Source organism: Caballeronia sp. GAWG1-5s-s (genome assembly GCF_023631445.1).
Lineage (GTDB): Bacteria > Pseudomonadota > Gammaproteobacteria > Burkholderiales > Burkholderiaceae > Caballeronia.
In genome coordinates this window covers 79,448-92,699 of record NZ_JALQDC010000029.1, presented here as the reverse complement: position 1 = coordinate 92,699, position 13,252 = coordinate 79,448, and the positions used below count along the sequence as shown (strand labels likewise).

The 13,252-nt window shown below is 64.8% G+C and carries 12 protein-coding genes and 1 pseudogene; 2 read left to right on the top strand and 11 right to left on the bottom strand.

The window, feature by feature from the left end; translation table 11 throughout:
- Positions 1–84: 84 nt before the first annotated feature.
- From NCR34_RS21515 to pssA, 7 genes are all read right to left on the bottom strand, one after another.
- A complete protein-coding gene (locus NCR34_RS21515) occupies positions 85–768 on the bottom strand; it encodes a response regulator (protein ID WP_248324580.1) in 684 nt (227 codons plus the stop codon).
- 67 nt (positions 769–835) lie between these two features.
- Positions 836–1,513 carry a response regulator gene (locus tag NCR34_RS21510; RefSeq protein ID WP_248324579.1) on the bottom strand — a complete coding sequence of 226 codons (678 nt, stop codon included), beginning with the start codon at positions 1,511–1,513 and terminating at the stop codon, positions 836–838.
- A 445-nt stretch (positions 1,514–1,958) separates the two neighbouring features.
- On the bottom strand, positions 1,959–4,298 hold the full coding sequence (locus tag NCR34_RS21505) for a bifunctional diguanylate cyclase/phosphodiesterase (protein ID WP_250501047.1): 2,340 nt from the start codon (positions 4,296–4,298) through the stop codon (positions 1,959–1,961).
- Between the two features lies 1 nt (position 4,299).
- Positions 4,300–4,911, bottom strand: a complete 612-nt coding sequence (locus NCR34_RS21500) for a methylamine utilization protein (protein WP_248324577.1) — start codon at positions 4,909–4,911, stop codon at positions 4,300–4,302.
- Positions 4,908–5,348 carry a group I truncated hemoglobin gene (locus tag NCR34_RS21495; RefSeq protein ID WP_248324576.1) on the bottom strand — a complete coding sequence of 147 codons (441 nt, stop codon included), beginning with the start codon at positions 5,346–5,348 and terminating at the stop codon, positions 4,908–4,910. Before NCR34_RS21495 ends, NCR34_RS21500 begins: the two co-directional genes overlap by 4 nt.
- Positions 5,348–6,277 (bottom strand): DUF3034 family protein, encoded by a 930-nt coding sequence (locus NCR34_RS21490; RefSeq protein WP_248324575.1) that lies wholly within the window; start codon positions 6,275–6,277, stop codon positions 5,348–5,350. The genes NCR34_RS21495 and NCR34_RS21490 overlap by 1 nt, the downstream gene beginning before the upstream one ends.
- 174 nt (positions 6,278–6,451) lie before the next feature.
- Positions 6,452–7,060 carry a CDP-diacylglycerol--serine O-phosphatidyltransferase gene (pssA, locus tag NCR34_RS21485; RefSeq protein ID WP_248324574.1) on the bottom strand — a complete coding sequence of 203 codons (609 nt, stop codon included), beginning with the start codon at positions 7,058–7,060 and terminating at the stop codon, positions 6,452–6,454.
- Positions 7,061–7,227: 167 nt separating this feature from the next.
- Here pssA and NCR34_RS21480 point away from each other — a divergent pair.
- Positions 7,228–7,779 (top strand): annotated as a pseudogene (locus NCR34_RS21480) (MerR family transcriptional regulator).
- On the top strand, positions 7,776–9,329 hold the full coding sequence (locus NCR34_RS21475) for an MFS transporter (protein WP_248324573.1): 1,554 nt from the start codon (positions 7,776–7,778) through the stop codon (positions 9,327–9,329). The pseudogene NCR34_RS21480 and the gene NCR34_RS21475 overlap by 4 nt, the downstream one beginning before the upstream one ends.
- A 13-nt stretch (positions 9,330–9,342) precedes the next feature.
- Here the strand turns inward: NCR34_RS21475 and NCR34_RS21470 are convergent, their stop codons facing one another.
- The 4 genes from NCR34_RS21470 to NCR34_RS21455 form a co-directional block, all read right to left on the bottom strand.
- Positions 9,343–9,684, bottom strand: a complete 342-nt coding sequence (locus tag NCR34_RS21470; RefSeq protein ID WP_248324572.1) for a GFA family protein — start codon at positions 9,682–9,684, stop codon at positions 9,343–9,345.
- On the bottom strand, positions 9,681–10,094 hold the full coding sequence (locus NCR34_RS21465) for an ester cyclase (protein WP_248324571.1): 414 nt from the start codon (positions 10,092–10,094) through the stop codon (positions 9,681–9,683). Before NCR34_RS21465 ends, NCR34_RS21470 begins: the two co-directional genes overlap by 4 nt.
- Positions 10,095–10,169: 75 nt before the next feature.
- Positions 10,170–12,089 carry a DNA-binding protein gene (locus NCR34_RS21460; RefSeq protein WP_248324570.1) on the bottom strand — a complete coding sequence of 640 codons (1,920 nt, stop codon included), beginning with the start codon at positions 12,087–12,089 and terminating at the stop codon, positions 10,170–10,172.
- A gap of 105 nt (positions 12,090–12,194) precedes the next feature.
- Positions 12,195–13,229 carry a PDDEXK nuclease domain-containing protein gene (locus tag NCR34_RS21455; RefSeq protein ID WP_248324569.1) on the bottom strand — a complete coding sequence of 345 codons (1,035 nt, stop codon included), beginning with the start codon at positions 13,227–13,229 and terminating at the stop codon, positions 12,195–12,197.
- Positions 13,230–13,252 lie beyond the last annotated feature (23 nt).

Sequence of the window (13,252 nt, the reverse complement as noted above, 5' to 3'; positions counted from 1 at the left end):
ACCGCGAAATTGAGAAAGCTCCTAGCCGCAGAACAGGCGTCCACGGCTACCGGTCCGCCTTCGCGTGACCGGTGAAAGCGCTCGTTAGATGGCTTGACTGGCGCGCGCGGCGGCAGAGCGGTCCAGCGACAAACCGCGATCCGCTGCGAAGCGATGCAGGTCCGCCTCCCGCGAGAAGCCGAGCTGCTTGCACGCCGTCACGCGCCGCGCGCTGATGGTGCTCTTGCCGAGACTGAAGAGCCGCGCTGTCTCGACGACGCCCATGCCGCAGAGCATGAGGCCCGTCACCTCCATTTGCCACTTCGTGAGCGACGCGAAGCGCCGCAAGTCCGGCTCCGCATTGAACTGCGCGAGCGCGCACTCGGCCACCGGCGACCGAAAGTGCTTGCCCCTCGCCAGTTCGCGCACCGCGTTCAGCACCACGGACATATCCTCGCGCTTGTTCACGATGCCGGCGACATCGCGCTGAACCAGCGTGCCGACGAGAAACGGATCGTCGAACTCGCTGTACACGAGTATCGGCAAGTGCGGATACTTCGCGGACACGGAAGACAGAAAACGCCAGCCGTCGAGCGTGCCGCCGGTCGGCATCGAATAGTCGGTGACGACGACATCGCAATGGGCGCGTTCGAGCAGCGCCATTAATTCGGAAGGATGCCTAACTGCTTCAATGACATCGATACCGGCGTTTTCCAGTGCGTTACGCAACCCGCAGATAACGAGTGGATGATCGTCGACGATCGCGACGCTGATGCGCTTTTTCAGCATTATTTTTATCCTCAATGAAACGGAGCAGGTCTCATGCTTCCGTTCTTCCTGTCACCATCCAGAGTCGTCACGCGGGCCGAAGCTCGCTTCCCGCCGTCGAACGATCCAGCCACAAGCCATGTCCCACCGCGAAGCGGTACATCTCCGACTCCCCCGAGAAACCGAGCCGCCTGCATGCTTCGGTACGCTGCGCGCTGATGGTGTTCACGCGCCGGTCCAGGAGACGCGCCGTCTCGCAGACCGTGAGACCGCAGAGCATCAGTCCCGTCACTTCCATCTGACGGCGCGTGAGCGCCATGAAGCGCTTGTAATGCGGCAGCGCGCAGAAGCGGTCCAGCGACGCGCTGGCGATGGGCGACAGATAGCGTTCGCCTCGTGCGAGACTGCGGGCCGCGGCCAGCACTTCGTGCATCTCGTCGCGCTTGCTGACGATGCCGGCGACACCACGCTGCACCAGACTGCCGACGAGAAACGGATCGTCGAATTCCGTATAGACCAGCACCCGCGTGTCCGGAAACTGGCTCGACACCGAGGCGAGAAAACGCCAACCGTCGAGCGCCTGATCGCCCGGCATCGAATAGTCGGTGACGACCACATCGCAAGGCACGTCGCGCAGTAGCTTCAACAGTTGCGCCGGACTCGTGACCGCGCCGATCACGTCGAAATCCGCGCCCTCCAGCGTCTTCTCGAGTCCGTACAGCACGAGCGGATGATCGTCGACGACGGCGATTTTTGTCTTTCCCATACCGAATCTCCTGACAGGCCGAGTGAGGCCTCCCCATCAACTGGCTCGCGCAGGTTTCAACCGTTAGCCCGATTGCTCGGCGAGCGTCGCAGCCACGCAAACCGCGCGCTGCGAGGTCGTCACGGCGATACGGTGGAAGCGTCTGTGTATCGACGTTATCTGTACATCCATGTTGTCGTGACTTGCATTGAACGATAAAGGCGCGGGAATTCTGGTCATATAGAACGATGTCGAAAACCCTGTCCCCTTAATTGCGGCGACAAGAGGCGCGTTCTCGCGTGCTTGCAGGCATCATGGCTCGACCATTCGCCCGGCATTGCGCGAAGCGCGCGTGCGGATGAAATGACAGATGCGAAGCCCGCTGTCCATAGAGCGAGTTCTAAACAATGGAGAGTGTCACGCCCGATGCTTGTTCATCGTTATGCGGGCATGTCACCGATGCGCTTTAGGCAGGCAGCGACGGTTCGCTCTCGACGCCGCTCTGCACGCGCCAGCCTTCGAGCCAATCGACGAGCTTGGCGGGCGGCAGCGGCCGGCTCAGGTGAAAGCCTTGCGCGAGATCGCAGCCGAGCGCGCGCAGGCGCTGCATGGTGACTTCGTCTTCGACGCCTTCCGCGACGACCTTCAAGCCCATGTTATGCCCGAGGTCGATGGTCGATCGCACGATGGTCTCGTCGTCCTTGTGATGCGTCATGTTCATGACGAACGACTTGTCGATCTTCAGTTCGTCCACCGGCATGCGCTTCAGATACGTGAGCGACGAATAGCCCGTGCCGAAGTCGTCGATGGACAGACACACGCCGAGCGCATGCAGCCGGTCGAGCGTCTCGATGGCGTGGTTCGGGTCGTCCATGATCGCGCTCTCGGTGATCTCGATGCGAATCCATTGCGCCGCGACGCCATGCCGGTCGAGCAGGCTCTGGAACGTCTCGGGCAGCGTCGACTGAATGAGCTCGCGCGCCGACACGTTCACGGACACGGCCAGCTCGATGCCTTGCGCCCGCCATTCCGCGCACTGCGCGATTGCCTTGTCCGCGACCCAGCGCGACACGGTCTTGATATAGCCGGTCTGCTCCGCGAACGGAATGAACTGATCCGGCGCGATGAACCCGCGCGTCGGGTGGTCCCAGCGCACGAGCGCCTCGACATATTTCACGCGATGCGTCGCCAGATCGATCTTCGGCTGATAGTAGAGCGTGAGCTGATCGTGCTCGACGGCCTGCCGCAGTTCGCTCATCAGCGAGAGACGTTCGGCGCTGTTCTCGTCGTGACGCTCGTCGTAGAGCGCATAGCCGAGGTTCGCGCGCTTGGCCACGTACATCGCGATATCGGCGCGGCGCAAGAGCACATTCATGTCGCTGCCGTTGTCCGGAAACGCGACGATGCCGATGCTCGCGCCCACGTCGACGAGCTGCCCTTCGATCATGATCGGCTCTTCGAGCGCGCGAAGCATGCGCGCGGCGATCGCGCGCGCCGCCGGCAGATCGTCGGCGGGCAGCAGCACGGCGAACTCGTCGCCGCCCAGACGCGCGACCGTGTCCTCCGGACGCTGCAATGTGGCGCGCAGACGCTTCGCGACTTCGCACAGCAACATGTCGCCGATCGGATGCCCGAGCGTGTCGTTCACCAGCTTGAAGCGGTCGAGGTCCATCATCATCACGGACAACGCGCGGCCTTCCACGCGCGCCGCCACGATCGCCTCTTGCAGCCGGTCGTTGAAGAGCGCGCGATTCGGCAGGCCGGTGAGACGGTCCATGTAGGCGAGTTCGGTGATACGCCGCTCGCGCTCGACAATGCCTTCCTGCATCTGATTGAACGCGCTCGCCAGTTCGCCGATTTCGTCCTGATGGCGCACGTCGATCGGCGCGCTGTAATCGCCGTGTCCGACGCGCCGCGAGAACTGCGCGAGCGCCGCGAGCGGACGCGTGACCGAGCGCGCGGTGAGCATGCTGCCCGCAATCGAGACGATCACGCCCAAGATCGTGATGATCAAGAGCGCGGACTGTAAGCGATGAAACGGCGCGAGCGCCTGACTGAGCGAACGTTCCAACAAGACCGCGACGGTCTCGCCTTCGGAATGCAGATGAAGCACGCGCGTCGCGTAGCCATCCTCCGCGAGTTGCGCCTGATTCTTGAGGCCCGCCCGCGCCGCTTCGGGCAGCGAGCTGGCGAGCACGCCCCAACTGCCGCGCTTGTCGACGGTCAGGAACGACACATCGAGCGATGTCAGCGAACTCATCTCGCGGGCAAGCGCGTCGTCGATCGCGAAGCCCATCACGACCCACGCGATCACGATAGGCGCCTTCACCGGCACCGCGACGAGCTGATACGCCTTGCCGCCGATCATGCCGAAGGATGACGCGTCGCCCTTTTGCGCCACCGTCTTGATGAGATGCGGGAACGGGAACGCCGTGCCCTGATGCGCCGCGCCGCCGCTATCGGCGACGAGCGTGCCGTCGAGATCGACGAGCATCACGATATCCGCGTGAATGCGGTCGCCGTGATTCTGCAATGCGGAAGCCACAGTCTTGCTGTCGTGCGTCGCGACCGCCTCGCGAAAACCGAAGTCGGACGCCGCGACGCTCGCCGCCTGTGTCAACTGCTGGCTGTTGCCGCGCAGCACTTGCCCGAAGACGCGCTCGGCCACGGACAACTGCTCCTCGGCGTTTTGGTGCGCGTTCTTCAGAATCACCGAATTGATGACGACGTACGCCGCCGCCTGCGCGACGAGCATCAGCAACACGAACACCAGCGCGATGCGCGCCCGCAGGCTGTGCAGGCGCATGCTATTCGGCGGCCTTCAGTTGCAGCGAGAACTTCGCCGTCGCGTCCGAAGCCGCGGTCAACTTCTGCGTGGGCTGCGCGTTCGCATCGGCCTGGCGGAAATGCCACGCGGTCAGCTTGTAGGCATCGGCGGGCACGTTGTCGATGGTGGCCGCGCCTTTCGCGTCGGTCTTCGCGAAGTACGGGGTATCGACGATCAGCAGATACGCGACCATCGCATCGTGGATATTGCAGCCCATCACGACGAGGCCGGGTTTGTCGAACACGACCGGCGCTCCCGGAATGCCGTGATACAGGTTCAATTCGAAACGCTTAGCTGGCGAGAACGAATAGACGTCGTGCTCGATGTTGTCCTTGTTCGGAAACGTGACCGATGCGCCCGTCTGCACCACGGACACGAGCGGCACGAAGCGGCGTTTCACCTGATCGATCATGGCGCTGGCCGGTTTCGTCGCGGGCAGCTTGCCGCCCGCGGGCACCGCATACACGATGGCGTCCGGCACGGGCGCGCCCGCCTGATCGACCACCTGCACGTGAACGCTCGCCGCGTGCGCGCAGGCCGCGATGAGCGCCATCGCCGACAACAGGGAAGAGATAACGAGGCGGGGTGTCATTCGCGGTCCTGTACGTCGCGGTACATGGGCGCCAGCTTCGCGAGCAGCTTGTTCTGCGCGTGAAACGGCACGCCGTTCTTGTCCATCGCGGCCTGCAAGTCTTCGACGAGCGCGTCGAACGCGGCGCGGTCGATGTTCTGGCCTTCGTGCGTGCGCCGCATCGGGCGGCCGGTGTATTCGCACGGGCCGCCCAGCAGCACGCAGAACTGCTCGACGAGCTTGCTCTTGATGCGCTTGATGGGCGCGTTCTCGAAGTAAAGCGCGGTGCGCGGATCGGCGAGCACGTTGTCGTACAGATCGTCGACGATTCGCGTGAGTCCGGCTTGCTCCCCGAACTGGCGATAGAGCGTGTCGTCGCCGGCATGAGGGGTGCCGCTCAGAGCGGCAAACGCGCAGACGGCGAGCGCGGCATGGCGAAGGATCATCGTCGTTTTCATCAGAACCCCGCCTGCAAGGACACGTACGGCCCGCGCTGATTCTTGATCGTCGCGATATCGCCGAGCGCGACATAGGCCGCCGTCAAGGAGATGTGCTTGTTCGGCGCCCACGCGATGAACGCGTCGTACGCGTCCTGCTCCCGCGCGAACGAGAGGTTGTTCGGCTTCATGCGATATTCGCCGCCAATGGCGACGTTCTTCGTCAGCAGATACGCCACCGACGATTCGAATTCCGGGTGATACGCGTTCGACTTGTCGCCGCCGAAGCCTAGCAAGCCGAACTGGTTCGCCTTGGTGAAGCGCAAGGTGCCGTTGAGCAGCAGGCTTTGCGCGAGCAGCAGCTTGGTCGCCGAGAGATAGAAGTCCGTTCCCGAATTGCTCGCCGCGCCGATCGCCTTCAGCACGCCGCCCTCTTCGTTGTGCTTGAACTGCACGCCGGCCGCGATCTGCGGCAGCCACGTGTCCTGATCGAGCACGGCGTCGCCGAGCAGGCGCACTTTCACGCCGAAGATGTTCTGATTGAACGTGTAGTTCTCGCCCAGCCCGAGCTTCGCGCCGGCTTCGCGCGTGTCGAAGCGCTGGCGCGCGAGCGACAGTTCGACGCGGTTCGCCACGCCGACCGTCAGCCCCCACGTGCCGAGCGCGTAGTCCTGCGTGTGGAGATAGGTGCCGTGAACGTTCGCGCCGAGCTGGCGCGCGGTGCCGTAGCCGCCAATGACGGCCCACGGCGCGAGGCCGCCGCCGGCCGCGCCTTCGACTTGCGACACGCCGCCCGTCAGCAGCAGCTTGCCGCCGGTGAGCGGCACGGCGGGGACGTCGGGTGCAGCGGATGCGTCGTCGGCGCGCGCCGGCGTCGAAAGGGTCCCGAGGCCGGCGCATGCGCACGCGATGGCGCAGGCGAGGCCCGCAGTCTTGCGGATGAATGGCATTGCGTGGATGAGCTCGTGAGACGGGTTCGGCAGAATCCCGTCGGCCGCGCGGGGAATGCCGCGTGCAAAGCGCGGCGAGCCTCGGCGTCTGGGCGGCGCTCACCCGTGCGGGGGCGCCTTTCATCCACGTGTAAACGGCGGTGCTGGGCGAAACTTGATAGACGCGGCGCGACGCTAGGGCTTCGGAATCCGGATACGACTGATCATCAGCGAGCCGGAGAGCGCGTAGATAAGCACGAGCGGATGCAGCGTGAAGCCCGCGATGCGCCATTCGCCGAACCACATGTGCGGCCCGAGCGCGCCGAACCACGCGGCCACCGCGAGCATCAGCACGATGGCGAACGAGGTCGGGATAGGCGTGCCCTCGAAGTGCGTGACCTTGCCGGTGCCGCCCGACATTTCTTCCGTGGTCACGTTATAGCGCGCGAGCCGCGACACGCCGCAGGCGACGAAGTACGCCAGCACCACGCGGTCGTACAGGCCGCGCATGCCGAACCCATAGCCGATGATGGCGGGCGCGACGCCGAACGAGATTACGTCCGCGAGCGAATCCAGTTCCTTGCCGAGCAGCGACGCCTTCTGACGCCAGCGCGCGATGCGGCCGTCGAGCACGTCGAAGACGAGCGCCGCGAACACCAGCGCGCACGCGAGATAGATATGGAAGACCTCCGCGTCGTCGATATAGCTCATCGTCGAGAAGAGCGCGCCCGTGCCGCAGATCGCGTTGCCCAGCGTGAACCAGTCGGCCAGGTGGAAATCCCGGATCATCGAAAAACGTTTCACGCCTTTTTGTCTTTGCTGTATGTCGGTCATTTGCGTCGCGGAAAGCCTCGGAGTCGGGTCAAGTCTATCATCGCGCCCTCTTTCGGACGGGTCGGCGCAACCTGAACGCGAACGTACAGGTTTGCGCTATAATCCGCGGCACGTCTCCATTACGGGCGCTCGCCGCCATGTCTTCCAGCAAACCCGCGCTGCTCACCATTCGCGACGCCGCCGAGCGTCTGAACGTCACGCCTCGCACGCTCAAGTACTACTAGTAACGCGGCCTCGTCGCGCCGAGCCGCAGCGTTGGCCGTTACCGGCTCTATAGCGAGCAGGACCTCGAACGGTTCGCCCGCATTCTGCGGCTGCGCGCGCTGGGCTTCGCGCTACAAGGCATCGTCGAATTGCTGAAGCGGCCGGTCGAGCCCATCGGCGACGGACGCAAAGGCTATTCCAGCGAATCGCTGCGCGACATCGAAGCGGCGCTCGCGCAGCAGGTCGACGCGCTCGACGCGCGCATCGCCGGGGTCCGGCGCGAGCTGAAAGAGGCGCAGGCCGTGCGCGCCGAACTGAACGACGACCTCGACTACATCCGGCGGCGCATCGCCGGCGAAAAGCAGGAAACGCTCTTTCAGGAACGGCTGGCCGCGCGGCAGCGGCGCAAAGCCGAGGGCAGCGAGGGCAGCGACGGCAGCGACGGCAGCGACGGCAGCGAGGGCAGCGAGGATACCGCCGAATGACTGCCGTGCCGCTTGCGCGAAGCTCGTTCGCCTCGCGCCTTTTCGACGACGCCTTTCCGTGGGCCATCGCGCTCGCCACCGGCCTCGACTACTTCGACAACGCGGTCTTTTCCTTCTTCACGAGCTATATCGCGGGCGGCATCAACGCATCGGCGGACGAGCTCGTGTGGGCATCGAGCGCGTATGCCGTCGCCTCGGTGCTCGGCATTCTTCAGCAGCAATGGTGGATCGAGCGGCTCGGCTACCGGCGTTACGTCGGCGGATGCCTGCTGCTGTTCGCGGCGGGCGCGGTGGCGGCAGCCGCGTCGGAATCGTCGCTGGAACTGGCGTTCGCGCGTGGATTTCAGGGCTACTTCATCGGCCCGATGATGAGCGCGTGCCGCATCCTCATCCAGACGCAGATCACGCCGCAACGGCGAGCGACTGCGGTGCGTTACTTCCTCCTCATGATCCTGCTCGGCAGCGGACTCGCGCCGCTGATCGGCGGCTATTTCGTCGCGTGGCTCGGCTGGCGCGCGCTCTTTGCATGCGGCGCGGCGGGCGGCGTGGTAATGGGCGTCTTCGCGTTGCTCGCGGTGCCGCATACGGGCCACGTAGAGCGCGAGCAGCGCGGCGAGGCCCACTTCTGGCCGTACATCATCTTCGCGTTCGCGCAGGGCGCGTTGCAGATCGTGATGCAGCAAGTGCGCTTCGAACTGTTCAGCACGTCGCCCGAACTCATCGTGCTGACGGTCGCCGGCGTGCTGTCGCTCGGCTGGTTCGCGTGGCACCAGTGGCATCATCCGCAGCCGCTGCTTCGGCTGCATGCGCTGCGGGAGAAGTCCTTTCGCGCGGGCATCACGCTGTACATCGCGTTCTATTACGTCAGCAACGCGATGAGTTATCTCGTCTCGCGCTTTCTCGAAGGCGGCCTGCGCTATCCAGTGGAAAACGCGGGGCGGCTCGTCGGGCTTTCGTCGCTGTTTTCGGTGGTGATGGCGTTCGTCTATTTTCGCTTTTCGGCACGCATCAAACATAAGAAGTCGATGATCGTGCCGGGCTTTCTGCTGGCCGCGTTCGTCGGTTTGTGGATGTCGAGCATGCCGCCCGATGTCAGCATGCAGTGGCTCATCGCGCCGCTCGTGCTGCGCGGCCTGTTGCTGCTTTTCATCGCGCTGCCGGTGGCGAACGTGACGTTTCGCCTCTTCGCGATCGAGGAGTTCAACCACGGCTACCGCTTCAAGAATATCGTCAAGCAACTGACGTATTCGTTCTCGACCGCGACCATCATCATTCTGGAGCAGCATCGCATGGCCGTGCACGAGTCGCGGCTCGCGGAATCCGTGAGCGCGTTCAATCCGCTGTTTCAGAACACGTACGAGAAGTTGACCGGCGGCTTCGCGGCGCTCGGCTACGGCACGGCGCAGGCGAAGAGCCTGGCGCTCGCGGAAGTGGGACGCATCGTCACGCAACAGGCGAGCTTTCTGAGTTCGCTCGACGGCTTCTACTTCCTGATCGGCGTCGCGCTCTGCGCGAGCGTGGTCGCCGTGTGGCAAAAGCAGATCGACTGATCCGCCGCATCGCCTATTCGGTCGTCTCGCCGCCTTGATACACGCGCGCGCCGGCGACGGCTTCGGGCGGCATCATCCGCGTATTGATGCCCATGACCGGCCGATTCACGTCCACGGCGCGCCAGTGCGTGAGGCATCCGCAGTGCGCGCAGCGGTGAAACTCTAGCCGGCGCGGGCCCCACATGTAGATGTCGGTCGGGCCGCAATCGGACGCGAAGCGCACAGCCGGCAACGGGTAGTACGCCCATCGCGCGCCGTAGCGGCGGCAGAGCGAACACTGGCATTCGTTGATTTCGGCGGGCGGAGCGTCGAGCGTAAAACGGATGGCGCCGCAATGACAGGAAGCGTCGATCATGGCAATGGTCCAGCGGTTCGGAGTTGCGCTTCGATCGCGGCTTTGTCGATCACGGACCACACCTGCGCGATCTTGCGCTCGCGGAATTCGTAGAACACGTTCTCCGCGAAAGACACGCGCCTGCCGTCGATGCGCAGGCCCATGAAGTCCTGCTTCGGCGTGCAGTCGAACCACAGGCGGCTCGCGACGAAAGGCGGATCGGCGGCGAGAAGGCGGATATCGAAGCGAAGATCGGGAATCTGCGCGAAGTCGCGTTCGAGCATGGCCCGATAGCCGGCGAGCCCGATGAACTGGCCGTTGTGGATCACGTCATCGTGAACGAACGCGCCGAGCATCGGCCAGTTCTGCTCGTTCAGACACGCGATGTAGTCGCGGTATATCTCTGCCAGGCCGCTGCGTTCCGTTTGCATGGCAAGCCTCATCGCGGTGATGAAACGCGCGCACCGCATCCATCAGCGGAAGCGGTGCGCGGACACGCGGCGCGTTCAGCCTTCTATCTTCGACATGACGGCCGTCGTGGGATCGTACCGATAGCCCTTCTGCGCAAGCTGCTGCGCGATCTTTTCGCCGATCACCTTCTGCTGCGCCTCGCGGAACACCAGTTCGTGATCCGGCTTCAGCCGCTCCAGTTCCGTCGAGAGCCGGCGCAACAGCGCGACCTCGCCGGTGCTGCGCGCGTCGATGAAAAGGATCTTCTCGTTCGCTACGTCGAGCCGCTGCTTCAGGTCGCGCGCATACGTGACCCATTGCTCCGCGTTGCTGCGAAGCTCGTCATAGGCCTTCGAATGCGTCTGCGCCTGCGCCGAGATGCGGCGCTGCAATGCCGCGATTTCCTCTTCCTTGGCCGCGCCCGCCGTCTGCAACGCGATCTTGTGGTCGCGCAGTTCGTCGCGCATGGCGGCCTCGCTCTTCTCGCGCTCGGCAAGCTGCTGCGTGAGCGTCGCGGCCTGCTGCTGCGCTTCGTCGGCGCGGGCGACGGCGGCGGCGGCTTCCTGCGTCACGCGCGCCAGTTCGCTTTGCGCGACGTGCTTCTCCTGCGTGATCTCGTCGATGCGGGCGCGCGCTTCGTCCAGTTCGCGCGTGGCCTGCTGCAACGCTTCCTGCGCCGTGGATGCCTGTGCGCTGTGCGCCGCGCTCGTCTCGCGCTCTCTCGACAACTCGGACTCCAGCGCCGCGATGCGCGCGTGGCTCTCGTTGATCTGCGCACGGGCTTCGTCGAGTTCGCGCGTGGCCTGCTGCAACGCGTCCTGCGCCGTCGATGCCGCTGCGCTGTGCGACGCGCTCGCCTCGCGCTCTGCCATCAGTTCGGACTCCAGCGCTGCGATGCGGTTCTGGCTCTCGTCGATCCTGGCGCGCGCTTCGTCCAGTTCGCGCGTGGCGTGCTGCAACGCTTCGTGCGCGACCGATGCCGCCTCGTTCGCCTCGCGCTGCGCCGCGAGTTCCGACTCCAGCGCGGCCATGCGCGTCTGGTTCTCGTCGATCTTCGCGCGTGCTTCGTCGAGCTCGCGCGTCGCGCGCTGCAACGCTTCGTCGTGGGCCGCAGCTTCCGCTTCTCGTGCCGCGCCGGCTTCGCGTTCGCTCGCGATCGCGTGACGCGCGGCGTCCAGTTCCGCTTCGAGCGCGGCAATGCGCGCGGCGCTTTCGTTGGCCTGCGCGGTCGCGGTCTCGGCGCGCGCCGACGCCGTGCTGGCTTCCTGCGACAGACGCTCCGCTTCCTGCGAGCTCGCCGCGTGATGCTGCCGCGCTTCGTCGCGCTCTTGAGCGATACGCGCAAGCTCCTCGTTCTTGCTCGCGAGATCGGCGCTCGCGGCTTCGCGCGCCTTGCGCTCCTCGTCGAGCGACAGTCGCGCCGCGCTCAGTTCGGCGTCCTGCGCGGAGACGCGCTGCGCCAGTTCGCCGGCGCGCGCTTCGGCGGCCTCGGCTCGCTCGTTCGCGGCGTTCTGTTGATTCTGCAGACGCGCGACCGCTTCTTCCGATGCGCGCAGCGCGTGCATCAGCTCCTCCAGTTGCCGGCGGCTGTTCGCCGCATCGCCCTCGGTCTGCTGGTAGACGGCGAGCGCCTCGTCGCGCTCGGCAAGCGCCGTCTGGAGCCGTTGCCCGAGCAGGTCGGCGCGGTGCGCGCCCGCGCTATGCGCCTCGTCCCACGACGCCTTCCTCAGCCGATGCGCCGCGCTCATCAGCGCGTCGGCGAGTTCCTGCGGCATTTCGGCCGAAGGCTGCGCGGCCGGCGGCGCGGGCTGCCGGGCGTCGCGCCAGCGTTCGAGCGCGGCGGCAATGGATACGATCGAACCGCGACGCAGTTCCGACCAGACCGTCACGGGCGATACCGGACGACCGGCGTCGGTCAGGCGTTGAACGGTCGAGAAAATCTCTTCATCGGTGATGTTGTCTGCTTCTGTGAACATAGGCGCCTCGAATTACAGGCATCGGGCAACGACTTGCCAGACGAAAGATAGGATTATCCAACAACTTGGCGCTCGCGCCCCGCTTTCGTCGGATGAAGCACCGCTTCAATCCGGTTCCTGCGTGAGAAGGCGCGACCGCGCGGCCTGAATCGACTGATGCAGCTTCGCTTCGAGGGTTTCGCGCGGCGGCAGCACCGTCAGATATTCCGCGACGTGGATGCCGCTTTTGTTCAATTCCAGCAGCTCGATCTGCTCCTGCTTTTTGCCCGCGCACAGAATGATGCCGAGCGGCGGCAGCTCGTCCGGCTCCTGTTCGTGCTTCGCGAGCCAGCGCAGATAGAGTTCCATCTGGCTTTTGTATTCCGCCTTGAACGCGCCGAGCTTCAGTTCGATGGCGACGAGGCGCTTGAGCTTGCGGTTGTAGAACAGCAGGTCGATGTAGAAATCGTCGTCGTCGATCTGGAGGCGCTTCTGACGCGCGACGAACGTGAAGCCCGCGCCGAGTTCCAGAAGGAACTGCTCCATCTCGCGGAGAATCGCGTCTTCGAGGTCTTTTTCGAGGTAATGGTCGTTCAGTCCGAGGAAATCGAGCACGTACGGGTCTTTGAGAAGCGCCGCCGGTTCCACGCGCCCTTCGTCGCGCATCACGGCAATGTCGTGCGCAATGGCGGCTTCCGGCTGGCGCGAAATGGCGCTGCGCTCGAACAGCATCGAATTGATGCGTTCCTGCATTTGCCGCGACGACCACCGCTCGACGCGCGCAAGCTCGATGTAGAAATCGCGCTTGAGCGGATCGTCGATATAGATCAGGGTCTTGAGATGCGTCCAGCTCAATTGTCTCCGCACTGCGGAGACACTTTGCTCGTCCGGAAAGATCTCCGCGAGCCGCATGCAGTGCCGCAGTTGCTTCTCGCTCCAGCCGCGTCCGTAGCGGGCGCCGAGCTCGCGCGCGAGCGTCGCGACCACTTGCCGGCCATATTCGGCACGCGCACCGCCCAGCACTTCGGTGCGTACCCGGCTGCCGATCTGCCAGTAGAGCAGCGTGAGTTCAGCGTTGACGGCGGCCGCCGCGCGCTCGCGGGCGGCATCGATCAGCCGGCGGACTTCGTCGAGAAGCGAAGAAGGAATGAGGTCGCTCATAGGGTGAGGTCGAAATCGGCGAT

Coding starts and splice junctions, on each gene's coding strand:
- NCR34_RS21515 (WP_248324580.1), bottom strand. CDS start 768: ATGCTGAAAAAGCGCATCAGCGTCGCGATCGTCGACGATCATCCACTC.
- NCR34_RS21510 (WP_248324579.1), bottom strand. CDS start 1,513: ATGGGAAAGACAAAAATCGCCGTCGTCGACGATCATCCGCTCGTGCTG.
- NCR34_RS21505 (WP_250501047.1), bottom strand. CDS start 4,298: ATGCGCCTGCACAGCCTGCGGGCGCGCATCGCGCTGGTGTTCGTGTTG.
- NCR34_RS21500 (WP_248324577.1), bottom strand. CDS start 4,911: ATGACACCCCGCCTCGTTATCTCTTCCCTGTTGTCGGCGATGGCGCTC.
- NCR34_RS21495 (WP_248324576.1), bottom strand. CDS start 5,348: ATGAAAACGACGATGATCCTTCGCCATGCCGCGCTCGCCGTCTGCGCG.
- NCR34_RS21490 (WP_248324575.1), bottom strand. CDS start 6,277: ATGCCATTCATCCGCAAGACTGCGGGCCTCGCCTGCGCCATCGCGTGC.
- NCR34_RS21475 (WP_248324573.1), top strand. CDS start 7,776: ATGACTGCCGTGCCGCTTGCGCGAAGCTCGTTCGCCTCGCGCCTTTTC.
- NCR34_RS21470 (WP_248324572.1), bottom strand. CDS start 9,684: ATGATCGACGCTTCCTGTCATTGCGGCGCCATCCGTTTTACGCTCGAC.
- NCR34_RS21465 (WP_248324571.1), bottom strand. CDS start 10,094: ATGCAAACGGAACGCAGCGGCCTGGCAGAGATATACCGCGACTACATC.
- NCR34_RS21460 (WP_248324570.1), bottom strand. CDS start 12,089: ATGTTCACAGAAGCAGACAACATCACCGATGAAGAGATTTTCTCGACC.
- NCR34_RS21455 (WP_248324569.1), bottom strand. CDS start 13,229: ATGAGCGACCTCATTCCTTCTTCGCTTCTCGACGAAGTCCGCCGGCTG.